The 23,743-nt window shown below is 30.1% G+C and carries 21 protein-coding genes; 16 read left to right on the forward strand and 5 right to left on the reverse strand.

Features of this window, described 5'->3' with window-relative positions:
- Positions 1-73: 73 nt before the first annotated feature.
- Both AAHI99_RS02425 and AAHI99_RS02430 read left to right on the forward strand, forming a co-directional pair.
- Positions 74-1,627 (forward strand): hypothetical protein, encoded by a 1,554-nt coding sequence (locus tag AAHI99_RS02425; RefSeq protein ID WP_342228087.1) that lies wholly within the window; start codon positions 74-76, stop codon positions 1,625-1,627.
- 24 nt (positions 1,628-1,651) lie between these two features.
- Entirely contained in the window at positions 1,652-2,470 is an 819-nt protein-coding gene (locus AAHI99_RS02430; RefSeq protein ID WP_342228088.1) for a glycosyltransferase, read from the forward strand.
- On the opposite strand, the gene rfbC is transcribed toward AAHI99_RS02430, so the two are convergent.
- Together rfbC and rfbA are read right to left on the reverse strand one after the other, a co-directional pair.
- Positions 2,462-3,010, reverse strand: coding sequence for a dTDP-4-dehydrorhamnose 3,5-epimerase (rfbC, locus tag AAHI99_RS02435; RefSeq protein ID WP_342228089.1), 549 nt, complete (start codon positions 3,008-3,010; stop codon positions 2,462-2,464). The genes AAHI99_RS02430 and rfbC overlap by 9 nt on opposite strands.
- Positions 3,007-3,879, reverse strand: a complete 873-nt coding sequence (gene rfbA, locus AAHI99_RS02440; protein WP_342228090.1) for a glucose-1-phosphate thymidylyltransferase RfbA — start codon at positions 3,877-3,879, stop codon at positions 3,007-3,009. The genes rfbC and rfbA overlap by 4 nt, the downstream gene beginning before the upstream one ends.
- 105 nt (positions 3,880-3,984) lie before the next feature.
- Between rfbA and AAHI99_RS02445 the strand changes: the two genes are divergently transcribed.
- Genes AAHI99_RS02445 through rfbB form a run of 3 tightly spaced genes read left to right on the forward strand, consistent with a single transcriptional unit; the run spans position 3,985 to position 6,778 of the window.
- Positions 3,985-4,875: a glycosyltransferase family 2 protein gene (locus AAHI99_RS02445; RefSeq protein ID WP_342228091.1), complete on the forward strand. Its 891-nt coding sequence runs from the start codon at positions 3,985-3,987 to the stop codon at positions 4,873-4,875.
- Positions 4,872-5,744, forward strand: coding sequence for a dTDP-4-dehydrorhamnose reductase (gene rfbD, locus AAHI99_RS02450; RefSeq protein ID WP_342228092.1), 873 nt, complete (start codon positions 4,872-4,874; stop codon positions 5,742-5,744). The genes AAHI99_RS02445 and rfbD overlap by 4 nt, the downstream gene beginning before the upstream one ends.
- Complete coding sequence (rfbB, locus tag AAHI99_RS02455) at positions 5,741-6,778, forward strand: dTDP-glucose 4,6-dehydratase (RefSeq protein ID WP_342228093.1); 1,038 nt, start codon at positions 5,741-5,743, stop codon at positions 6,776-6,778. Before rfbD ends, rfbB begins: the two co-directional genes overlap by 4 nt.
- Here rfbB and AAHI99_RS02460 read toward each other — a convergent pair.
- Entirely contained in the window at positions 6,768-7,643 is an 876-nt protein-coding gene (locus AAHI99_RS02460; RefSeq protein ID WP_342228094.1) for a class I SAM-dependent methyltransferase, read from the reverse strand. The two genes, rfbB and AAHI99_RS02460, sit on opposite strands and share 11 nt — an antisense overlap.
- A 543-nt stretch (positions 7,644-8,186) precedes the next feature.
- Between AAHI99_RS02460 and AAHI99_RS02465 the strand changes: the two genes are divergently transcribed.
- The 10 genes from AAHI99_RS02465 to AAHI99_RS02505 all read left to right on the forward strand — a co-directional run bounded on the left by AAHI99_RS02465 (position 8,187) and on the right by AAHI99_RS02505 (position 18,049).
- Positions 8,187-9,944: a glycosyltransferase 87 family protein gene (locus AAHI99_RS02465; RefSeq protein ID WP_342228342.1), complete on the forward strand. Its 1,758-nt coding sequence runs from the start codon at positions 8,187-8,189 to the stop codon at positions 9,942-9,944.
- A 76-nt stretch (positions 9,945-10,020) separates the two neighbouring features.
- Positions 10,021-11,124, forward strand: coding sequence for a CDP-glucose 4,6-dehydratase (rfbG, locus tag AAHI99_RS02470; protein ID WP_342228095.1), 1,104 nt, complete (start codon positions 10,021-10,023; stop codon positions 11,122-11,124).
- Positions 11,118-11,537: a GtrA family protein gene (locus AAHI99_RS07580; protein ID WP_425288724.1), complete on the forward strand. Its 420-nt coding sequence runs from the start codon at positions 11,118-11,120 to the stop codon at positions 11,535-11,537. The genes rfbG and AAHI99_RS07580 overlap by 7 nt, the downstream gene beginning before the upstream one ends.
- Positions 11,531-12,592 carry an NAD-dependent epimerase/dehydratase family protein gene (locus tag AAHI99_RS02475; protein WP_342228096.1) on the forward strand — a complete coding sequence of 354 codons (1,062 nt, stop codon included), beginning with the start codon at positions 11,531-11,533 and terminating at the stop codon, positions 12,590-12,592. The genes AAHI99_RS07580 and AAHI99_RS02475 overlap by 7 nt, the downstream gene beginning before the upstream one ends.
- Positions 12,573-13,493 carry an FkbM family methyltransferase gene (locus AAHI99_RS02480; protein WP_342228097.1) on the forward strand — a complete coding sequence of 307 codons (921 nt, stop codon included), beginning with the start codon at positions 12,573-12,575 and terminating at the stop codon, positions 13,491-13,493. Before AAHI99_RS02475 ends, AAHI99_RS02480 begins: the two co-directional genes overlap by 20 nt.
- Positions 13,494-13,535: 42 nt before the next feature.
- Positions 13,536-14,459 carry an FkbM family methyltransferase gene (locus tag AAHI99_RS02485; protein ID WP_342228098.1) on the forward strand — a complete coding sequence of 308 codons (924 nt, stop codon included), beginning with the start codon at positions 13,536-13,538 and terminating at the stop codon, positions 14,457-14,459.
- Between the two features lies 1 nt (position 14,460).
- Positions 14,461-15,399 (forward strand): glycosyltransferase family 2 protein, encoded by a 939-nt coding sequence (locus tag AAHI99_RS02490; protein ID WP_342228099.1) that lies wholly within the window; start codon positions 14,461-14,463, stop codon positions 15,397-15,399.
- 70 nt (positions 15,400-15,469) lie between these two features.
- Positions 15,470-16,306, forward strand: coding sequence for an aldolase/citrate lyase family protein (locus tag AAHI99_RS02495; RefSeq protein WP_342228100.1), 837 nt, complete (start codon positions 15,470-15,472; stop codon positions 16,304-16,306).
- A 22-nt stretch (positions 16,307-16,328) separates the two neighbouring features.
- On the forward strand, positions 16,329-16,997 hold the full coding sequence (locus tag AAHI99_RS02500; RefSeq protein ID WP_342228101.1) for an SDR family oxidoreductase: 669 nt from the start codon (positions 16,329-16,331) through the stop codon (positions 16,995-16,997).
- Positions 16,997-18,049, forward strand: coding sequence for a 3-dehydroquinate synthase family protein (locus AAHI99_RS02505; RefSeq protein WP_342228102.1), 1,053 nt, complete (start codon positions 16,997-16,999; stop codon positions 18,047-18,049). The genes AAHI99_RS02500 and AAHI99_RS02505 overlap by 1 nt, the downstream gene beginning before the upstream one ends.
- Here the strand turns inward: AAHI99_RS02505 and AAHI99_RS02510 are convergent, their stop codons facing one another.
- Entirely contained in the window at positions 18,050-19,876 is a 1,827-nt protein-coding gene (locus AAHI99_RS02510) for a thiamine pyrophosphate-binding protein (protein WP_342228103.1), read from the reverse strand. It lies immediately after the preceding gene.
- Complete coding sequence (locus AAHI99_RS02515; protein WP_342228104.1) at positions 19,866-21,110, reverse strand: aminotransferase class I/II-fold pyridoxal phosphate-dependent enzyme; 1,245 nt, start codon at positions 21,108-21,110, stop codon at positions 19,866-19,868. The genes AAHI99_RS02510 and AAHI99_RS02515 overlap by 11 nt, the downstream gene beginning before the upstream one ends.
- A gap of 746 nt (positions 21,111-21,856) precedes the next feature.
- Between AAHI99_RS02515 and AAHI99_RS02520 the strand changes: the two genes are divergently transcribed.
- Entirely contained in the window at positions 21,857-23,689 is a 1,833-nt protein-coding gene (locus AAHI99_RS02520) for a thiamine pyrophosphate-binding protein (RefSeq protein WP_342228105.1), read from the forward strand.
- Positions 23,690-23,743: the final 54 nt, after the last annotated feature.

Genomic DNA, 23,743 nt, shown 5'->3' on the forward strand with positions numbered 1-23,743 from the left:
ACAAATTTACTTTTTTAATTTCATAAGTATAATTGATAGATTGTAAACCTGATAAACAAAAGGATTGATTAGAATGGAAGCTTTTACACTTGACCTAGAAAGTAATTTCAGTCAAAAAAAAATAAAAAAAAAATTATTTCCCGATTTTAAATTAAGTAAAAGTGATTATTTCTTAGGAGGTTTTCTTTTCCTATTCTGTAATATTTCTTTAGTTCATGCGGATATTTATTTAATCGGGTGGAGTTCATTAAACTTTTTATTTGGAAATCCTCTTGAATTTTACGAAAATTGTAGGCATTTTTTAACAGCAGGGAGTTCTCCTGCTGCCGGTTACCCACCTACTACGTTTGCTATTTTTGCAGCATGGCTTTATCCCTTTAAAGCGCTAGGCTTAATAAAGTCACCATTATATTTACCAACTTACTTAGTTTATTGGTTAAAATCATTAACCTTTATATTTTATATAGCGACTGGAAATATTTTTTATAAAATTACGCAAATATATTGCCCAGATAAATTATGGGGAAAATATGCCACCTGGGTTTGGTTAACTGCGCCCATGGCATTATTTTCCCAGGCAATTGTTTCTCAAACTGATATCTTTTACTTATTTTTTACTTTAATGGGTTTTTTGTTTTTTTTAAGAAAAAAAATATATTTAGCATCAGTTATATTTAGCATTGCTATCACGTTTAAATATTTTCCTTTATTTGTATTTTTACCATTATTATTTTTTTATGAAAAGAAAATATTAAAATTAATATTATGTTTGTCCATTTTTTGTATACCACTTTTACTTGTTAAGCTATTATATGGGCAGTCTCCGGCCTTTGTTGAAGGAGTTCTTAATTTTTTTGCATTACCTCGAGTTTTTTCGTCTTCTATGGACGTTGGAGGAATAAAAGTATATGGCCTATTTTTATCTTTTGCGATTCTATTAGGAGTTTCATATTCATTAAATAGCGAAAATAAAAATTCATTGCGAATAGCCGCATATATTTTTTTAGTATCTAGTATTCTTCCTTTTTTATTTATGTTATGTCACCCAGGATGGGTTATATTTTTTACACCTGCGATAGTATTAACCACTATGTTGGAGAGTAAAGAAAAAATCAAACAGTTTTTTTTGCTTGATTTAATTGGTCTGCTAACATTTTTAGTGTTTATCTGGGTACTATTTCAAGATAATGTCGATTCTGCAATGTTTCAATCAAGTATTTTTCATATTTCGTTTAATAATCACTACAAATTGGCCAATTTTTTTACTTTGGATGGAAATATCTTAACTAGTGCAGGGATTTTCTTTTCTGGTTTTATTGCTTATTTATGCTTACAAATTATTTTAAAATACCCATATTCATCTATAACTAATCAAATAGATAATAAAGTTTGCTTCTATAAAAATATTAGAATTAGATATTATTTTAGCTTGTTAATATTTATTATTCCGGTTTTGTTAGTAGTATACATTAGCCATACTTCTAAATATATTCATAGTGAAACTAACTCGAATGGATTTTGTATTGCCTCCTTAAAAGATTACACAGTTGGAGATAAAATAATTGCAAGATGCCCTATATTTAGTTTGATTTCTGAATTTATTTCTAATAAAAACAAATTAAGTTAGGGAATACTTATTATTTTTGATAAAATGTCAGATAAAATTTACAATACAAAACTTTCAATTGGGATAGTAGTTTTTCAGGAAAAATTTTCTGATATAAAAGATTTTTTATTGAGTCTGGTAAATTCTATTCCAAAAAAAATAAAATATAAAATATTTATTGTAGATAATGGTTCTCGTGATTTAAATATAAATTCCGATATCGAAAATGAATTGAGTATATTTTTTCCGAAATTGCCAATTTTTTATATTTTATCTCCAAAAAATGGCGGTTATGGTTATGGCCATAATCAAGTTATATTAAAAAGTGATGCAGAGTATCATCTTATTCTAAATAATGATGTGTATTTAATGTCAGATACTTTAAAAAATGCATTAAATTTTATGCAAGAACATAAGTCTGTCGGCATGCTTGTTCCAGATGTGTATGATATGGAGGAAAAAAGGGTGTATCTCTGTCGTCATAACCCTAGCCTTTGGATTGGTTTTTTACGTCGCTTTGCGCCTCATGGTTTAAAAAAAATTTTTCAAAATAAATTAAATAAATTTGAAATGCAAGATAAAAATTATAACGAAGTTATGTTTAAGTTAAGCAATCCTACTGGTTGTTTTATGTTTTGCCGACTAGAGTTACTCAAAAATTTGGGAGGATTTGATGAAAAATTTTTTATGTATTATGATGATTCAGATTTGGGTCGGCGTATGGCAAAAATTTCTCAAATAGCCTATTCACCCACGGTAAAAATTAAACATATATGGCGACGCGCTTCCTATCAAAATAAACGTATGGCATGGATTGCAAGTAAGTCTGCCTTATACTATTCCTGGAAATGGCTACTAAAATAAGAGGTCAGACGGTATATTTTTTAAGCAAGCGTAATTTTTATCTTTGGACGATATTATCGGTGCTTGTAAAGGCCAATCAATACTCAAGTTTGGGTCAGACCAGAGTATGCCTTGTTCAGCCTTAGGATTATAGTAATCGCTGCATTTATAGTGAAAATCAGCTACTTCGCTGAGTACACAAAATCCATGCGCAAAGCCTTTGGGTATAAATAGTTGATAATGGTTTTCATCGTTTAAAATTATGCCAAACCATTGTCTATAAGTCGCAGAGTCAGTTCGGATATCAACGGCTACATCAAATATGCTTCCTCGGATGACAGTGACTAATTTATCTTGTGGCTGCTCGATCTGATAATGTAAACCGCGTAATACACCTTTACTAGAGCGAGATAAATTATCTTGAACAAAATAAATGTCTTTTTTAAGCAAGCGTTGATAGCGTTCTGCCTGGAATGCTTCTAAAAAAAACCCTCGTTCATCCTTGTGCGATTTTGGATCGATTAAAATTAAATCTTGGATGGGCGTTGAAATAATTTTCATAATTCTTTTTTAAGAATATCAAATAAATAATTACTATAACTATTATTTAGTAATTTACGTGCTGAGTTTTCGAGTGCTTCGCTGTTTATAAAACCTTTTCTCCAAGCAATTTCTTCGAGGCAAGCTATTTTTAAGCCTTGACGTTTTTCAACAACTTGTACGAAATGAGAAGCTTCTAATAAGGCATCGTGTGTTCCAGTGTCTAACCAAGTGCTTCCTCGGCCGATTAATTGATGAGAAAGCTGACCTTGAATTAAATATTGCCGATTGATGTCTGTAATTTCTAACTCGCCACGCGCGGAAGGTTTAATATTTTTAGCGATATCAATGACTTGATTATCGTAAAAATAAAGACCGGTCACAGCCCAATTGGATTTAGGGAATTTTGGTTTTTCTTCAATATCAATTAAGCTATGGTCTTTGTCAAACACAGCTACTCCATAACGTTCGGGATCATTGACAAAATAGCAGAAAATCTTAGCGCCATTTTGCTGCCCAGCAGTAGATTTTAATAGCTCTGAAAATTTTTCTCCATAGAATAGGTTATCACCAAGAATAAATGCAACAGAATCACTGCCAATAAAATGTTCTCCTATAAGAAAAGCCTGGGCTAAGCCATCAGGTTTTTTTTGGGTTAAATAACTTAGACTTATCCCCCATTCTTTACCTGATCCTAGCAAAGTCTGATATTGAGATAAAGTTTCAACAGTGGTGATGATTAATATTTCTTGAATGCCTGCCAACATTAAAACGCTGAGGGGATAGTAGATCATGGGTTTGTCATAAATCGGCAATAATTGTTTACTAACCCCTTTGGTTATAGGATGTAGGCGTGTACCTAAGCCGCCTGATAATATGATGCCTTTCACAGATAACTTTCCTTGTTAATTTCCGCTTAAATCAGAATATAGTATATGACTTTAGATTTTCTATAGTGTAAGGTATATTGTGCTTTATTAAAATAGCTTTTGAACATGATGATTAAACCAGCTGTATTAATTAATATCGTTCTTTTTCACCCTGATATAAATAAGCTATTAGATCTAATAGATGTTTGTTCTCAATATGTGAACGCTAAAATCTTCTTATTTGATAATAGTGAAAAACAACAATCTTTAGATCTAATTCTTACTCACAACCTCGTTCTATTTCAAAGTCAAAAAAATGTTGGAGTGGGAGGAGCGCATTATGCCGCTTGCAAAATGGCAGAAGCTGAAAATTTTGATTTTGTGTTATTTCTTGATCAGGATAGTCAGTTACCACCAGATTTCATAAAAGCTATGCTTTCAGGGTTTTATCGATTACAAAAATCGCATCCACGTTTGTGTGCTATTGGACCATCTTGGAAGGATCCACGATTATTTGATTGGCAACAAGCAAAAAAACTGAAAAATAAACATAGAACACGATTAAAAGCAAAACTTAGAGATAAATTAAGATTAAAAAATATTTTAATTAGTTCGGGTATGTTAATTTGTGTTGATGCTTTAAATAATATTGGTTATCCAAAAAAAGAATATTTTATTGATTTAGTCGACACGGAATGGTGTTTACGTGCGCTATCTAAAAATTATCAAGTGTTGACGTTAGCGGATGTGCATATGCAACATACGATCGGTGAGGTTAAAATAACGAGAAATTCTTTTTTACAATATCAAAAACCAATTCGCTATTATTATTCCATTCGTAATAGTTTTTATCTCTTTTCTGAAAAAAAAATATCTTTAGTTTTACGCATATTTCTTTTAGTTCGAAATATACTGGAAATTAGAAAAATTCCTTTTTTACCTAAACCTCTAACTAGTTTTATAGCGGCCGTATCTGGTTTAAAAGATGGATTATTAAAAAAAAATCTTAATTTATGAAAATTTTATTAACTGGTGCAAAAGGTCAATTAGGGCAAGAAATTGTCGATGCGGCAAAAAAATTAAATTTAAATCTTATTGCTTATACGCATCAAAACCTTAACATAACAGATATAGTTAAAATTGAAAAAATTATCTCAGAGGTAAAACCTAACTATATTATTAATGCTGCAGCTTATACAGCAGTAGATAAGGCAGAAAATGAAGAAGAGCTTGTTTTTTTAGTTAATGCCATGGGTGTAAAGTTTTTAGCACAAATAGCTAAAAAATTTAATATACCTCTACTGCATATCTCTACCGATTATATTTTTTCTGGTCAAAAAAAAACTCCCTACTTAGAAGAAGACGATCCTCAACCTTTATCTGTGTATGGTAAAAGCAAGTTGGCAGGTGAGGTTTTGCTAAAAGAAATTTGGTATAAATATATTATTTTACGAGTGAGTTGGGTATTTAGTCGATATGGAAATAACTTTGTAAAAAAGATCATTAATTTAGCCAAAGTTCGGCCCCAATTAAGCATTATTTCTGACCAAATTGGAGCTCCTACTTATGCAGGCGATATTGCACAAATTTTATTGAAAATAATAATATGCTTACAACAAGGTCAGACAGACTGGGGCACTTATCATTATACTGGAACGCCAGTGACCAATTGGTTTAATTTTGCTAAACAAATATTTTCTCAGGAAAAAATTCGACAACAATTGATATTAGCAGATATTTCGCCCATATTATCCTTAGAATATCCTAGCATTGCTCCTAGACCGCTTAATTCTGAATTAAATTGTAGCAAAATTTTGCGTGTGTTTAATATCTATCCAAGTAATTGGAATGAGGGTTTAATAAAGATTATTGAGCATTTATTATGAGTTATAAACCGTATAATATTTTAGTTACAGGAGGGGCTGGGTTTATTGGTAGTCATTTTATACGTTATTATCAAACTCAGTATCCGGATGTTTTTATTCTTAATATTGATAAATTAACCTATGCAGGTTCGTTAAGTAATTTAAAGCAGCTGCCTTACCCAGAGAAATACCGCTTTATTCAAGGAGATATCCTAGATAATAAATTAATTGCGGGTTTATTAAGAGATTTCAAAATTGATACTATTGTGCACTTTGCAGCAGAAACCCATGTTGATCGTTCCATTCATAACCCCGATATTTTTGTTCAGGCCAATATATTGGGCACATTTAACTTATTAGAAAATAGTCGTAGTTATTGGTTAGAAAAGCTAAAGCTAAATGATTCATCTTGCCGTTTTCATCATATTTCTACGGATGAGGTTTATGGAAGTTTAGATAAAAATCAACCTGCCTTTACAGAGTTAACTCCTTATCGGCCTACTTCTCCCTATTCCTCGAGTAAGGCAGCTGCAGATCATCTTGTGCGTAGTTATTATCATACCTATAAATTACCTATTAGTATAACGCATTGTTCGAATAATTACGGTCCGTTACAACATAATGAGAAGTTTATTCCAACCATTATAAATTGCTGCTTAAAACAAAAACCTATACCTGTCTATGGTGATGGCTCCAATATAAGAGATTGGATTTTTGTAGAGGATCATTGCTGTGGGATTGCGCAAGTTATCCATAAGGGTAAAGTAGGGGAAACTTACAATATTGGCGGCAATAACGAATTAAGCAATTTAGAAGTAATTTATAGAATTTGTGAATTATTAAATAAAGCTAAACCTATTGACTATTGTTATACCAAGTTAATTCATGGTGTAAAAGATCGAGCAGGGCATGATTGGCGTTATGCTATTAATATTAAAAAAATATCTAAAGCTTTCAATTGGTATCCAAAAGAATCATTTTCTTCAGGAATTTTTAAGACATTTCTTTATTATCAGCTGAAAGAAAAAAATAGTTGTTCTTTATTCAATTATTAATATGATACCAGCCTTCCATTTTAGCTTCTTCTAATACTGGAGTAACAGGTTCGAGATTACCTACAATAACCCGTTTATGGGGTATTTTTCTTGGTAATGTGCTTTTATTAATCACAATGACACTGTCTTGAAAGTTAATGGATTGAAGCCATTGTATGATATAGAAATCGGGCAACGTAAGTTTTTCGTTGAAATGAGAGTCTTTAATATGGTAAAAATTTAATATATCAATAAATTTTTTAAAAAACTCAATAGCAGAACCTTCATTTAAATAAGCTCCTCCATGACTGCTCCAATAGGAAGTATGTAAATCTTCTATAAGGTAGACTCCTCCTGGCTTTAATCTAGGAAAAAGTAGGTTAAAAGTTGTAATAATGTCAGAGCAGATATGGGACCCGTCATCAATGATGATATCAAAGGTAATGTTTTTAAAGCTTTTTTTCAAAGTCTGTTCGTCGGTAATGTCAAAATTATGAACTAATATATTTTCTTCTAAACGTAGATCGAGTACTTTAGGATTAATATCAACGCCATAAATATGAGCATTTTTAAAATATTTATTTAAGATCTGTAGGCTGCCTCCATTCTGAATGCCAATTTCAAGTACATTAGCATTAGCTTCTATAAAACGTTTAAAAAATTCATCATAGATATCAAAATAATGACTCCACTTATCAGAGACATTTTGTTTATGATTATAATACAGTTCCTTAAATGGGGTATACGGATGATTTTTAGAGGCAAGCTTAGGAGAATCTAGATTAATTTTTCTCCGAGAATAAGAATTATATTTCCTTATATACCTAGCTAATTTTACTCTTAGCATTAGGAATTTAATTAAAAAATGCTTCATATATTTATCCATTAAATATCCTTTTAACTTTCTTTGTTTCAAATAAGAAATTTAGATAATCCTATATAAACCAAACAACAAGATACTCTACAGTTGTAAATGATTCAATAGGTATTGATAAAGACTATCTGTAAATAAAGCTTATTTATAAGATTATAACATCTTAGAATAAGTTGATTGTACTAGATTAATAAAAATTGTAATTTATGTGATTTTAGTATAGGGATTTTGTTTTTGGGATATTGGCTATTTATAATCAAGAGCGGCGTAAGCCTTTAGTTGTATAGAAAGAGAGGATAAATTTAGATCGGTAATTTTACCAAAATCTTCGACATTAACCCATGAGTCTATACTATTCTGATTCAGAGTCTTAGTGTTTTGTCCTTTCTAAGGTCAATTTAAGCAATAAATATTTAATACAGATGTTATTGTATTAAATTGATAAAAATTGTAACATAGCGCTGAGATTTTGGACTTAGCGTTCTCGCTAGTTAACTAACAATGGAATTGTTGTAAGTGAAAGCTAAAGATTTATTTCCTAGCTATAAATTAAGCGTGATAGACTATCTTGTTGGTGGTTTATTGTTATTAGGCTGTTTTTTTGGTTTTTTTCAGAACGACATATATATAACCGGCTGGAATTCGCTCAATTATTTATTTGGCAATCCACTTGATTTTTATGATAATTGCAAGAAAATCCAAGGCCATGGCCTTTTTGCCATAGCCAATTATCCCCCTTCCATTTTTATAATTTTTGCAAGTTGGCTTTATCCTTTTAAGCTTCTAGGGTTAATAAAATCACCTTTGTATTTTCCAATCTATTTGGTTTACTGGCTCAAAATACTGACCTCAATTATATATGTTGCTACGGGATTTGTTTTTTATCGGGTCAGTCAAATTTATAATCACAATAAAAACTGGGGAAATTATGTTACTTGGTTATGGCTAACCACGCCATTGGCAATATTTTCCCAATTTATTTTCTCTCAATATGATATTTTTTATGTTTTTCTTTCACTTTATGGCTTTTTATCTTTTTTAAAGAGAGAGATTTATTTTGCTTCTGTTTTGTTTGGCTTGGCAATAACTTTTAAATATTTCCCTTTTTTTGTCTTTATACCAATGTTGTTTTTTTTTGAAAAAAAAATCATTAGAGTTTTTATAAATATCCTTATTTTTTTAATACCCATACTTATTATCCAGGTATTATATGGCCATTCACCTGCCTATATTGAAGGGGTAATGGGTTTTTCCGTGATAGGCCGTATTTTTTCAGCGGCTTTAGATATTAGTGGATTAAAAATTTATTATATTTTCGCTATATTTACTTTGCTTTCAGGGCTTGCATACTATATTGATGTCTCAAAAAATATTGAAAAAAATGCTGCGTATCTCTTTCTTATATCTAGTCTTTTCCCTTTTTTGTTTATCACGTGGCATCCTCAATGGTTACTATTTTTTACGCCAGCCATTGTTTTAACTACTGCTTTAAGTGCGCAACTTAAAATTAATAAATTACTTACCATAGATTTGTTTGCTATGCTACCGTTCATTGCATATGTTACGTTAGTATCTCAAAATAATGTCGATTTAACTATGTTTCAAGCAAAGTTTTTGCATATTCCTTTTGAAAATTCACATAATATAGGTAAACTATTTAAATTTTTTAAAGGATTTAGTTCTAATGTGTATCTTTCAATATTTTGGGGATATTTACTACTGCAATTTTTTATTAAATATACATTAGTTTCACACAAAGAATTGTGTATTTTTAGCAAGTATTCTTATAAATTAGTTCGATTGCGATATTATATTGGAATAGCTATTTTTCTTGTTCCAGCAATTTTAATATTTTATTTAAATTATAAAAATATGGGTCGTTATTTGCTCAATATAACGCAAGAAAAAAACTTTGGCGAACTTACATCAAAAAGAAGTTTTGAGCAAACTTTTGTAGCTACAGGGACAAGATTAACCGAAGTTGATTTACTTTTAGCTACTTTTTCAAGAATTAATAACAAAATTTTATACTTTGAAATCCTTGATAAAAATCATAAACAACTTGGTTTAGTTAAACGTTCTGCGATTGAAATTTTAGATAATAGTTGGGAATCTTTTTATTTTTCAGATGTTAAACTAAAAAAAGGGGAAAAATACATATTACGTTTAAGTTCACCTGAGAGCGCTGCAGGAAATGCTATTACTTGGTGGGCTAGTGCAAAAGCAAGTTATAAGAATGGTATTGCTATCATTGATGGTATACCAAAAAATTCTGATTTTTCATTTCGAATTAAATTTGAAAAAACAACTTAAAGTAAATAGTTTACTAGATATCAATTAGCAGCAAGGAGTATTATGAAAGCAATAATTTTAGTAGGTGATGCAGGGAATGTTTACACATAAAATTGTTACTTTAGATAAAAAGTTTTGGCAAGGAAAAAAAGTATTATTAACAGGCCATACCGGATTTAAAGGGAGTTGGCTTTCTTTGTGGTTGCAATCATTGGGTGCTAATTGTGTAGGTTTTTCTCTGGCTCCCCACACACAACCTAGTTTTTTTGAAATTGCACAACTGAATACCCGTATGGTAAGTATTTTTGGTGATATTAGAAATTTAGAATTATTAAAAAAAATATTTAAGCGATATCAACCTGAAATTGTTATTCATATGGCTGCACAAGCTTTGGTTCGCTATTCGTATCAGGAACCATTGGAAACATATATGATCAATGTAATGGGGAGCATAAATCTTTTCGAAGCTGCACGCTTAACAAATAGTGTAAAGGTTATAGCGAATGTAACTAGCGATAAATGTTATGAAAATAATGATTCTAAAAAAATATTTACTGAAGAAGATAAATTGGGGGGTGGGGATCCTTATAGTAATAGCAAAGCTTGTTCTGAATTAGTAACACAAGCTTATTATCAATCTTATTTTAAGGCTAAAAATATTGGTATGGTTTCTATGCGAGCGGGGAATGTAATAGGAGGTGGAGATTGGGCTAAGGATCGTATTGTTCCTGACATCATTAATGCCTGTATCAAAGAAGAAAATCTATTTTTACGTTATCCTAGTGCATTGCGTCCTTGGCAGCATGTATTAGAGCCTTTGTCAGCTTATCTTTTGCTGACACAAAGACTTTATGAACAGCCTGAATATTCAGGCCCTTGGAATTTCGGTCCTGATGAATATGATACTAAAGCTGTAAGTTGGATAACAAATTACATTATTAATTATTTGAGAAGCCCAATTAAATGGTTTTTAAATGAAAATGAATCCCCTTATGAATCTAGTCATCTCAAATTAGATTCTAGTAAGGCCAAAGCAAATTTAGGTTGGATGCCATGTTGGAGTATAGAAAAGTGTTTAGATAAAGCCATTAATTGGTATCAAGCTTATCAAGAAAATGAGGATATGTTTGAAATGAGCTTATCACAAATAAATGAATTCATGAAAGATTATCGAAAAATTCATGAAAGAATCAAATGCTAAGTAAAACTAATGAGATTAAAAGTCAAGTTATTCGGTTTATTTGCGTGGGTATGTTAAATACCATGGTCGGATATGGTTTATATGCTTTTTTTATATTTATTCATATACGATATTTTTTAGCATTGTTTCTTGCAACTTGCTTAGGAATAATTTTTAATTTTGTAACTATCGGAAAAATTGTATTTAAAAGAAAAAACTTAAAAAAATTTTTAAAATTTAGTTTTATGTATATTATTTTATATTTTTTAGGGTTAATTTTTATAAGTTTATTAAATAAATTAAATATAAACTTATATTTTTCTGGATTTGTTAGTATGATTTTACTTTCAGGTTTATCTTTTTTTGGAAACAAGTTTATCATTTTCAAAAATGAAAATATAAACAAAGTTAATACTAATAGGTTTGTATGTTAAATTCAATAATTAAAGAAGATGTTGAGTTAATAAGTAAAGTAAATCTCCCTTGGAAAGACTTGGCAAACAGTACAATATTAATTTCAGGTGCAAGCGGTATGTTGCCTGCCTATCTAATTGATACTTTAATGTATGTTAGTAATAAAAAAAATCTAAATATAAAAATTCTAGCAATTGTACGAAATCAAATGAAGGCAAAAGATCGGTTTAAGGCGTATAAAAATTCAAAAAATTTAAAAATTATAGAACAAGATATATGCCATGAAGTTTCTTTTAATGAAAAAATAGATTATATAGTTCATGCTGCAAGTCAAGCAAGTCCTATATTTTATAGAACCGATCCAGTTGGGACAATTTTACCTAACGTTTTAGGAACCTATTATTTATTAGAATTAGCTAAAAAAAACAAAATAAAAGGTTTCTTATATTTTAGTTCTGGAGAGGTGTATGGAGAGGTTACTAAAAAAAGCACTCCTACTAAGGAAAATATGTATGCTTATTTTGATCATTTAAATTTTCGATCATGCTATGGTCAAAGTAAAAAAATGGGTGAGACCTTATGTGCTGTCTATATGTATCAGTTTAATATTCCAACGAAAATTGTTCGTCCATACCATGTGTATGGTCCTGGGATGAAACTAAACGATGGAAGACTTTTTTCAGATTTAATAGCTGACATAATACAAAAAAGAGACATTACATTATGGAGTGAAGGAAGTGCAATCCGATCTTTTTGTTATCTATCGGATGCGACTGTAGGTTTTTTGTCTGTTTTATTAAAAGGAAACTCATCTGAAGCGTATAATATCGGAAACCCAGAGGCTACGTTATCTGTTTTAGAGCTGGCAAACCGTTTAATAGCTTTGTTTCCTGAAAGAAATATAAAAATGAATAAAAAAAACCGACCAAAGAGTAGTGTTTATGCATCTAGTAATGTTGAAATAGCTTATCCTGATGTATCTAAAGCAATGGAACTTGGCTGGAAGCCAAGCATTTCTATAGAGGAAGGGTTTGCAAGAACTGTAAGGAGTTTTAATGAGTATAGTGAATTGTGAGAAACAATATAAATCAGGTGAGATAGACATAAAAAAATATATCGAAGAAATGTATATATTGCATACTAAATTGTTTGAATATGCAAAATATATTGAGAATAGCTATATAAGCAGTATTGAAATAAAAGAAAGTTCTCTAATTTTAAAGTTAGAAGACGGTATTAATTTAATGTACCATATGCCTGATAAGCGTTCCGCTGCTTTTGATCTATTAAGCTTTAAGTCTTATGAGAAAGAAGAGTTAGATGTTATTTTAAATATAATAGAACCAAATATGGTTTTTTTTGATATTGGTGCAAATATCGGTTGGCATTCTATTAACATCGCAAAAGCTTATGAATCAATAAGCGTTTATGCATTTGAGCCAATTTTAGAAACATTTAACTTATTAAAAAATAATATTATTCTTAACAATTTAAGAAATGTTCAATTATTTAATATTGGACTTTCTAATACGTGCGAAGAGCAAGTTTTTTATTATGATAGGCATGCAACTGCTTTCACTTCTTCAAGAAATAATTTAGAAAAAGACAATATTCATAAAATTTATGCACAAGTAGAGAAAATGGATGAATTTATATGTAACAATAAAATAGATAAAGTAGATTTTATAAAATGTGATGTGGAAGGATCTGAATTACACGTCATTCAAGGAGGTAAAAAACATATCGAAAAATTTTTACCTATGGTTATGATTGAGATGGTGAGAAAATGGACTGCAAACTTTCATTATCATCCTAATCAGATTATTAAATTTTTTGCGGACTTAGAATACCAATGTTTTAGAATTCAAGATAAAAAATTAATTGATTTTCCTTTTATGGATGAAGAAACCCCTGATATTAATTTTTTATTTTTACATAAAATTAAACATGCTAATAAAATTAAAAATTATTCATAGGAATAATAGCTTAATTTAATATCAACCTAAGAGGTTCTATAAATGGATTTAATCGAATGCAAGACTAAATTTAAAGATGGATTACTTACTAAATCTGATTATATGGATCAGGTATACGACCTCCATTTAAGTCTGTTTAACTTTGCAAAATATATTAAAAATACCGATATTAGCCGGATTGAGATTAAAAATGAAAATATAGTATTTATTCTAAAAAATGGAATTAAATTGGAGTGTAATTCTCCGGATAAAGGCTCCGCTGCATTTGCAATATTAAGTTTGGAATTTTATGAAAGAAAAGAAATTAAATTTATATTAAAATTTTTAAAAAAAAATATGATTTTCTTTGATATAGGCGCCAATATAGGATTTCATTCGTTAAATGTGGCTAAACATGATGAAAGTATTACCATTCATTCATTTGAGCCTATACCTGAAATATTTTTTAATTTAAATAATAATATATTACTTAATGAGATTAAAAATATTAATACCTATAATTTTGGTATTTCTAATGAAAATAATAATGCCAGTTTTTATTTTAATCCAAATTCATCAGGTGCTACTTCTTTAAAAAAACTTTTAGATTCAAGTAAAGTGAAATTAGTACAGTCTAAAGTGGTAACATTAGACCAGTTCATGATAGACAACCGTATCCAACAGTTAGATTTTATTAAATGTGATGTAGAAGGAGCCGAAATATTAGTTATACAAGGTGGAATTGATACGATTAGAAAGCAAAAACCTATAATATTTTTAGAGATGTTGAGAAAATGGTCACATAAATTTAATTACCATCCTAATGACATTATTAAAATATTAACTGATTTAAATTATTGTTGTTTTACAATTAATGAAGAAAATTTATCGATTTTTAACGCTATGGATGAAAATACTATAGATACCAATTTCTTTTTTTTGCATGAAGATAAACATATTGAAGAAATAAAAAAATGGGTAATATGACATGAAACTTATTTCAGTCGTTACCGCATGTTTTAATGAAGAAAATAATATTTACAATATATATGAGGAAGTAAGAAAAAATTTAACTCAACTGAAACATTATCAATATGAACACATTTTTATTGATAATTCATCTACTGATAATACAGTTAAGTTGCTGAAACATATTGCTCAAACTGATAAAAATATAAAAATAATAAAAAACTCTCGAAATTTTGGTTGGCTAAGGTCCCCATATCATGGCATATTACAAGCAAAGGGTGATGCGATCATATCGATTTCGGCCGACTTACAAGATCCTCCGGAGTTAATTCTAGAGTTTATAAAAAGATGGGAAAAAGGGTTTAAGATTGTAGCGGGTATTAAAGAAAGGAGCGACGAATTCTTCATTCTTTTTTATATACGAAAATTATACTATAAACTAATCAAACAGTTAAACGACGGAGAGATAATTTGTAATTATACGGGCTTTGGTTTATATGATAAATCTATCATAAACATCCTAAAAACATTTAATGATGTAAACCCATTTTTTAGAGGTATGATTTCTGAGATTGGATTTGATGTAGCAAAAGTTTCCTATCGACAACCTAAACGTAAAAGCGGTAAATCCAGATTAAAATTGTATCGATTATATGATGTGGCAATTTTAGGTATTGTTAATCATTCGAAATTGCCTTTACGTTTAGTCACATTTCTTGGATTGAGCTTATCGAGTGTAAGTTTACTAATTGTTTTGATACATATATTTTTAAAAATATTTTTATGGAAAAATACTTACTTTAACTTTTCATCGTTATTGATAGGATCTTTTTTATTTTTTTCATTTCAAATATTATTAATGGGTATATTGGGCGAATACATATTGGCAATTCATACCCAAGTTTTAAATCGACCATTAGTTATAGAAAGTGAACGTACAAATTTTGTTGAAAATTAATATATTAAAATTTAGTTAAATTATTATTCATCATTGATTTTAAATACTGTTTTATTAAAAGGATTTTAATATGCAACATTTAGAGAAAAGTATGGTTTTACTGTTAAATGATTTAAAAAAAAATCATAATGTTGAGGGTGTTAAAGCAGAATTTGAAGCAGAAGGTACACGTATTGAAGAAGCAATGAGATTAAAAGATGTAACGTCTTTAGCAAATCTAGATCTTAATATTAAAATAGGTGGTTGTGAAGCAATTAAAGATATGTTTGATGCTATTAATCTTGGCGCGCGACGTATTATTGGCCCGATGATTGAAACACCTTATGCACTAGAAAAATATCTTAATGCTTCGCAGGTTGTTTTTAAAAATATTTTAGATTCCGTAGAACTGTTAATAAATATTGAAACATATACAGCTGCCAAGAATTTTTCAGAAATGCTTAAAGTACCTTCAATACATCTTTTAAATGGAGTAGTTATAGGTCGCGTGGATATGTGCGGTTCTCTTGGACTAGACCGAGCATATGTTAATAGTCAGGAAATTCTCGAGATAGCTCTAGAAATATCTTTTAAAGCTAAACAACAGGGGTTAACTGTGGTTATAGGTGGTGGGGTATCTTTTGACTCACTTAGCTTTTTTAATGCTTTTCCAATCGGAGGTATTGACCGTTTTGAAACACGTAAAGTAATTTTTAGTTGTCCAAATGCACTTAATAATACAAAAGAAGCGTTTATAAAAGCAGTTGAATTCGAATTACTTTGGTTACAAAATAAAAGTAATCATTATATGGCTATCTCTAATGAAGATAAAAAAAGAATTGAAATGATGGAGCAACGCTATAAGTCTTCTATTTCAGAAATTTATAAAAATAAAAAGGAGTATTTGACAGAGACAACTTATTCTTAGTTAAATTAAAAGGACTTAGTAATTGCGAACTTTATTTATTACAGGTGGTAATGGAGAAATTGGTCAGGCGATTCTCTATAAATTTAAGCAAGATCATCATCTTATTAATCCAACAAGAATTGAAATGGACTTGCTAAACATGGATTCTGTTGATACTTATCTTAATACTTTATCTGATATTGATATATTCATTCATTGTGCAGGCATTAATGAGCCTAAAGAAATTTCGAATATTTTAATAGAAGATCTAAATAAAACATTAACTATAAATGCAATTTCATTTTATAAAATTGTTAATCATTTGATCAAATATTCAAAATTAAAAGAAAATGCTTATATATTAGCTATTTCATCAATTTATGGGTTTCTATCTAGAAAAAAAAGATTTTCTTATTCAAGTTCTAAACATTGTCTTAATGGAATGGTTAAAAGTTTAGCAATCGAACTAGGTGAAAAAAATATAAAGGTTAATTCAATTTCTCCAGGTTTTGTTGATACTGAATTAACAAGGACCAATAATTCATTAGAAAAAATAAAATCTTTTATATCAAAAATTCCTTTAGGTCGCCTAGCCAATTCAGAAGATATCGCGGAAGTAGCTTATTTTATATGTTCACTATCCAATCGGTATATAACTGGTCAACAAATAGTTATTGATGGAGGTTATACTGCTGGAGGCTTTGAAGAATAATGGAAAACTATATTGAGATAATCTCCAAAAGTAAAAAATATAAGGTTACTTTTATAAATGAAATTGATGAACTAGTTTATGAATTTAATAATTTTAAAGAAGCAGTTATTATTGTTGATAACTATATTTTAAAAAAATATAGTTATCTTTTTAAAAAGATAAATCCGGACTTTTCAATTATTTCCTTAGAAGCTACTGAACAAGCTAAGACCTTATCGCAAGTTGAGTTATTGTTAAAATCATTGCAGGAAAACAATGTTACTAAATCGACGACTATTTTAGCTATTGGAGGAGGTATTATTCAAGATATTACGATTTTTATTTCTCATATCTATTATCGCGGTTTAGATATTCATTTTTTTCCAACAACGCTTTTATCAATGTGTGATAGTTGTATTGGTTCTAAATGTGGATTAAATTTTAATGGTTTTAAAAATCAATTAGGAGTTTTTCATCCTCCGAATAAAGTTATTATTTGGCTTGGATTTTTACAAAGCCTATCAACCGAAGCGTTATATTCAGGTTACGGTGAAATACTTAAATTGATGTTGATATCTGGAAAGAAAAATATTCTAGAGCTAAAATTTAATTTTTCGGAATCATTAGAAGATTTATATAATTATATTTATCAATCCCTAATTATTAAAAAAAAGTTTATTGAAAAAGATGAATATGATCGAGGTATAAGACGGTTGTTAAATTACGGACATACCTTTGGTCACGCTTTAGAACTGGCTAGTAACTATGTTATTCCTCATGGTATTGCTGTCGCTCGAGGTATGGATATTGTTAATTACACTTCTTTAAAATTGGGATTTATGTCTGATCAGGTTTATGAAAGTATTCATAATGTGATAAAAAATATTTTTTTTTCTAATTATTCTTTAGATTTCTGTTTTGACGATCTAATTAAAAATGTTAATAGAGACAAAAAGATTTATAAAGGAATCCTTAATTTAGTTCTTCTTAAAAGCCCAGGAAATTTATTTTTGCATCCTGTAGAAAGTAATAAATTAAATAATATTGTTTTTGATTATCTCCAGTTAATTTAATTAACACGATTCTGTTTCAGGTATTAAATTGATTAGCATATTTTCTGCTAATTCATCGGAACTTAAAAAAGGAGCTAAGTCTTCTAAGGGCTTAGAAATTATTTTTCCATTAATTAGCCTTTTTGAAGAAGCTTTTGGGGAAAAATTTTGTTTTTGAGTCAAAAAAATTTCACAAATGCTTGGCGAATGAGAGTGTAGAGAAAGTTCTATAGTCTTACTTAAATCAATATGTTTATCACAACAAAAATAAGGTATTCCATAAGCTGCTGAAATTTTTTTAAAATCTGGAAAGCCTAGACCACTTTCTTCACCACAACCAATAGTTTTTTTTCCAAAAAAATTATTTTGTGTTTGACGTATCGAATGGTAGCCACCATTATTTAAAATAAATATTTTGATAGGATATTGATTAAAGACTATAGTAGCTAATTCTTGCAGGTTTTGTTGAATACTACCATCGCCGGTGATACAAATGATTTTTTTCTTATTAGAACCAATATAGGCGCCAATAGCTGCGGGCAGATCATATCCCATTGAGGCACAACCTGAATTAGTATAAAGACGTTGTCCTTTTTTAATAATCATGGCTTGAAATGAAGTAACACAAGCAGTACCATTTCCTGTGACAATAATTTGATTTTTTTTTAGCTTTTCACTTAAAACATGCATGAAACAGTAAGGGTTAATCTTTGATTTAAGTTTCCAATATTCAGGTAAAACCACGGGATATTTTTTTTGACGAAATTTACACCAACTTAGCCATTCTTTTTTTTCTGAAATTGAGACATGTTCAATTTGTTGCTGTAATTTGTCTAGAAATTGCGCTAAGTCACATTCTATGCGTAAATCAATTTTTAAAGTTGGCTTGATCATTTCGAGCGGATCGATATCCACCATTATTTTAAATGCTTCCCGTGCAAAACTTTCCCAGTTATAGCCTATTTGTCTTATATTGAGTCGGGAACCTAAAACAATTAGTAAATCAGAATTTTGTACTGAAAAATTGCCACCTCTGTCTCCAATGCTTCCTGGCCTTCCCACATAATATTTATTATCATTGTTAATAAGATCATGTGCGTTCCAAGCTGTGGTGACAGGTATTTTTAATAACTTAATGAGTGATAAAAACTTTTGATGAGCATTTGCTAGTCTTATACCATTTCCCGCAATGATAATAGGCCTTTGAGCCATTTGTAGTTTATTTATCAGTTGCTCTATTTGATTATTTAATAGATTTGTATTGATTTTTTTTTCTTCTGGATAGAAGGAACGCATGTCCTTTTCTTCAATATAAGTGCCTTGAATATTTATAGGAATATCTAACCAGACAGGTCCGGGTCTACCTTCTGTTGCAATATAAACTGCTTTTTGTAATTGATATTTAATTTCGTCGGCATCAGTAATCATTACCGCATATTTAGTAAAGGAACTTACTGACTTTATAACATCACATTCTTGATCGCCGAGTTGTCGTAAATTTAATCCACTGCTTTGTACTGTAGTCTTATATGAAACTTGCCCGGATATAACCAACATTGGAAGGGAATCAGTCCAAGCTCCAAATACTCCGTTGAAAGCATTTATTCCTCCTGGGCCGGTCGTAACATTTACAACAGCTATCTTATTAGTAAGGCGCGCATAACTTTCTGCAGCCATAGCAGATGCTTGTTCATGGTGATTAAAGATTATTTGTAGATTTGGATGTTTTCCCAAAGAATCGTTTAGGTGCATAGCACCACCACCAGTTAACATAAAAACATGACGAATACCCCAATTAGCGAGAGTATTGGCTATAAAATCCGTTACCTTAATTAGATTATTGTTCATATTCACAAGAAAGCTTTTTATGGGTAGCGCTGATATGATGTGTAAATAATTTAAAAGAATCATGAATATGTTGGATCATTTCTGTGGTTAATCCATGATGAACAGCGATTAAAATTCCACCACGCATGATCTGATCGGCATAGGTATAGCCTTGGGCATTTTTTTTATGTTTAATAGCATTAAATCCAGGTTGCCTTAAAATGTTTCCTGTAAAAACAGTTCGTGTTTGGATATTCTTCTTTTCTAAGAAAATTTGCATTTGCGTACGCGTAAAAGGGGCGTTATCCTTAATTGTAAGTGGGAAAGCGAGCCAACCAGTGATTGAATTAATAAGTTGCTTTGGTAATATAAACCAATCTTCATAGGCAGAGAAAAAATCGTAGTGCTGCTTAAAATTGTGTTCTCTTAATTTTATATTTTTTTTAAGTTTGTTCAATTGGACTAAACCGAAGGCAGCACCTAACTCAGAAGGTTCAAAATTGTAGCCAATGGCCTCAAAAATAAATTTCGAATCATATTGAATTGTATCAATAGTATTATTGAAACGATGCTCAATGTTTTCGGATTCAATAAATAACGATGAACTTCTTCCCCAGCTACGTAATAATTTAGCCCGACTAGCCAGATTTTCATCATTAAGGCATAACATGCCACCATTACCTGCACAATTTATAACATGAGACCCATAAAAACTAGTTGTACTGATATCTGTAAAGCGCCCGCTAGCATATCCATTGAAAGTTGCACCTAAGGTATCAGCCGAATCTTCTATAAGAATTAAATTATAGTTATCAGCAATTTCCTTTATTTGTTGCCAATCTGGCAAATTACCTAAAAGATTTGGAATCATCATTGCCTTTGTTTTTTTTGTAATTAGTGCAAGAATTTGATTGGTGTCAATATTGTAGGTTCCAGGACAGACGTCAGCAAACACAGGGATTAGTTTATTGCGTATTAGAGGTGCAACAGTAGTAGAGAAAGTTAAGATAGGTGTAATAACTTCTGAATTTTCAGGGAGTCCCAAAATCTCAATAGCTAAGTAATTAGCTGAAGAGCCAGAATTTAGCATAACTCCAAATTTTTTATCAAATAAACAGGCTACTTTTTGTTCCATTTCTGAAACATGCTTTCCCATTTGCGTTGAAGTTTTTAATACATTAATAACAGCAGCAATTTCTTCTTCACCATGAACAGTCATCCCATAAGGTACACGTAACAATCTAGTATCATCCATATGTATTTTCCATTAAGTAAGCCTAATTCTGCTACATAGATAATTGAAAGGCAATATTTAATTGTTGAGTCATAATAACCATAAATTTTTATACTTTAAAATTTAATAAGAATCATAATAGTTTAGATATTTTATATTGAGCCTTAGAGATGAAGCGAATAGCATAGTAGCTACCAAATTCTATTTGTTTTGTACGTTTGTACACAAAGTCAAAATCAGTCCATAATTCTTTAGCAGGAAATGCTTTATCAATAAGCCAGCCAGAACGATGAAGTGTTGCTGCAGTTAAATTTAGAAATTTTCTTTTATATGGAAGAGGTATAAATAATTGGCAGTTCCATGCATTGCATTCCAATCTGTAGGAGGCCTAACATTCACTAGATTAAAATTCTGATTTACCACTTTAACAGTGTTTCTCACAATATTTTTATCTATATGAATAGTTAAGGGATATTATTGGCTATAGTACACTACCTTTAAGTTTAGTTTTATTTTTTGGAATGATTTGTTCAGGTATAAGTTTTTTATATGCATTTTGATTAGATATTCCGATGATTATGGACCAAACACTTGAAGGACCTTATTTTTTATGGTAAAAAATGTGGTAGACTCTTGAAAAACTGCTTTTGACTTCTTCTTTTTCAGTATGTTTCGTACTTAGTTTATTCATTGAGCATTAATTTAGAATTAGTTGTTTTAATAATTAGCGATAGAAAATAATTTAAACTATATTCGGAAAGGAATTCATGAAAGTAAGTGAAGTTATTGCAGATTTTTTGCATAGTAAAAAGATACGTCATGTATTTGGAATGATTGGATCCGCGAATGCCCATATATTTGATTCTATCACGGCAAAAGGGTTTACAGAGATAATTTGTGTTCATCATGAACAAGCCGCCTGTTTAGCAGCATTAGCCTATTATCGGATATGCGGTATATTATCTGCGGCCATTGTCACAAATGGTCCTGGCTCAACGAATGCTGTAACAGGAGTTGTGAGTGCTTGGATGGATTCTATACCGTGCTTAATTATCTCAGGAAATGATCATTCTAGATTTATAATTGAAACTAATGCTTTACGTACGTGGGGGACTCAGGGATACGATTCAATTTCGATGGTTAATAAAGTAACTAAATATGCGAAAAGGGTTTTAGATCCAAATGAAAGTTTAAAATGTTTAGAAATCGCTTATTATGAGTCTTTAAATGAAAGACCTGGTCCGTGTTGGGTTGATTTCCCTATGGATATACAGGCTGCACAAGTTACAGAAAGCAATTTGCTTCCATTTAACTCATTTAATGTTAAATCAAGCAACCCATTGTTGTTAACAGCTGAACATCCCCAAGTAAAGCAAGTACTAAATGAATTAAAATTGGCAAAACGGCCAGTTATTTGGTTGGGACATGGTGTACGTTTAGCGGGTGCAATTGATTTAGTTGAGACTTTCACTAATACTTTACGATGTCCAATTCTAACATCTTGGCCTGGAATAGATCTTATTGATTCAGATCATCCATTGGTTTTTGGTCGACCTGGGGTTTATGGACAAAGAGCTGCCAATTTAATTTTGCAAAATTGTGATTTTCTTTTAGCAATAGGAATTCGTCTTGCAACTTCACAAGTAGGCTATGATTTAAGTGAACTTGTTAGGGAAGCCAAATTAGCCTTAGTTGATATCGATTTAGCAGAACTTATTAAATATGGCAAAAAAATAAATATACCTATACATGCCGATGCAAAAAAATTTATGCAAGCTATATTAGATACATTTAATAATACTTCGAATAAAACTTTATCAGAAAAACATTGTTTTTGGATACAACAATGCAATTTTTATAAACAAAAGTACCCAAATTTAAATGATCAATATATCGATAAAGATGGATATATTAACTCATATCGATTTATTCATAAATTATCTAATTTTTTCAAACCTGATCAAATTATTGTTACTGATATCGGTACTGCAATGTTGACTACCCATCAATTATTACAAATAAAAAAAGGTCAACGCTTGATCACTTCCGCAGGACTGGCTGAAATGGGGTATGCGCTTCCTGCAGCAATAGGGGCTTCTTTTGCAACTAAAAAGGGAGAAGTGATATGTATTCACTGCGATGGTGGCATGATGCTTAATTTGCAAGAATTACAAACAATTGTACATCATAAGTTACCAATAAAAATTTTTATTTATAATAATGATGGATATACTATGATAAAACATACTCAAAAAGCACTATTTGGTAGATATTCTGGAACTAATAAAAATTCTGGTGTAAGCTGTCCCGATTTCTCAGCAGTTGCTAAAGCATTTGGTATTGTTTCTTTTAAAATTAAAACTTGGGATGATTTTGAGTCAGTTATACCAACATTACAAAATTTATCAGAACCAGTAATTTGTGAGATTTTTACGCATCCAGAACAACTATTCTTTCCCAAGTTATCGCTTACTTTACAAAAAGATGGTTCTATTATTTCACCACCTTTAGAGGACTTATCTCCTTTGCTTTCTAGGGAAGAGCTTCGTGAAAATATGTATATTCCCTTGCATCCAAAGTCTGAAACTTTAAAAGTTTAATTTTTTTATGAGAATTTTAAAAATAAAACAATAAGTTATTACTACCATATTTTT

Origin of the sequence: Rickettsiella endosymbiont of Rhagonycha lignosa, assembly GCF_964031165.1 — a bacterium.
Taxonomy (GTDB): Bacteria; Pseudomonadota; Gammaproteobacteria; order Diplorickettsiales; family Diplorickettsiaceae; genus Aquirickettsiella.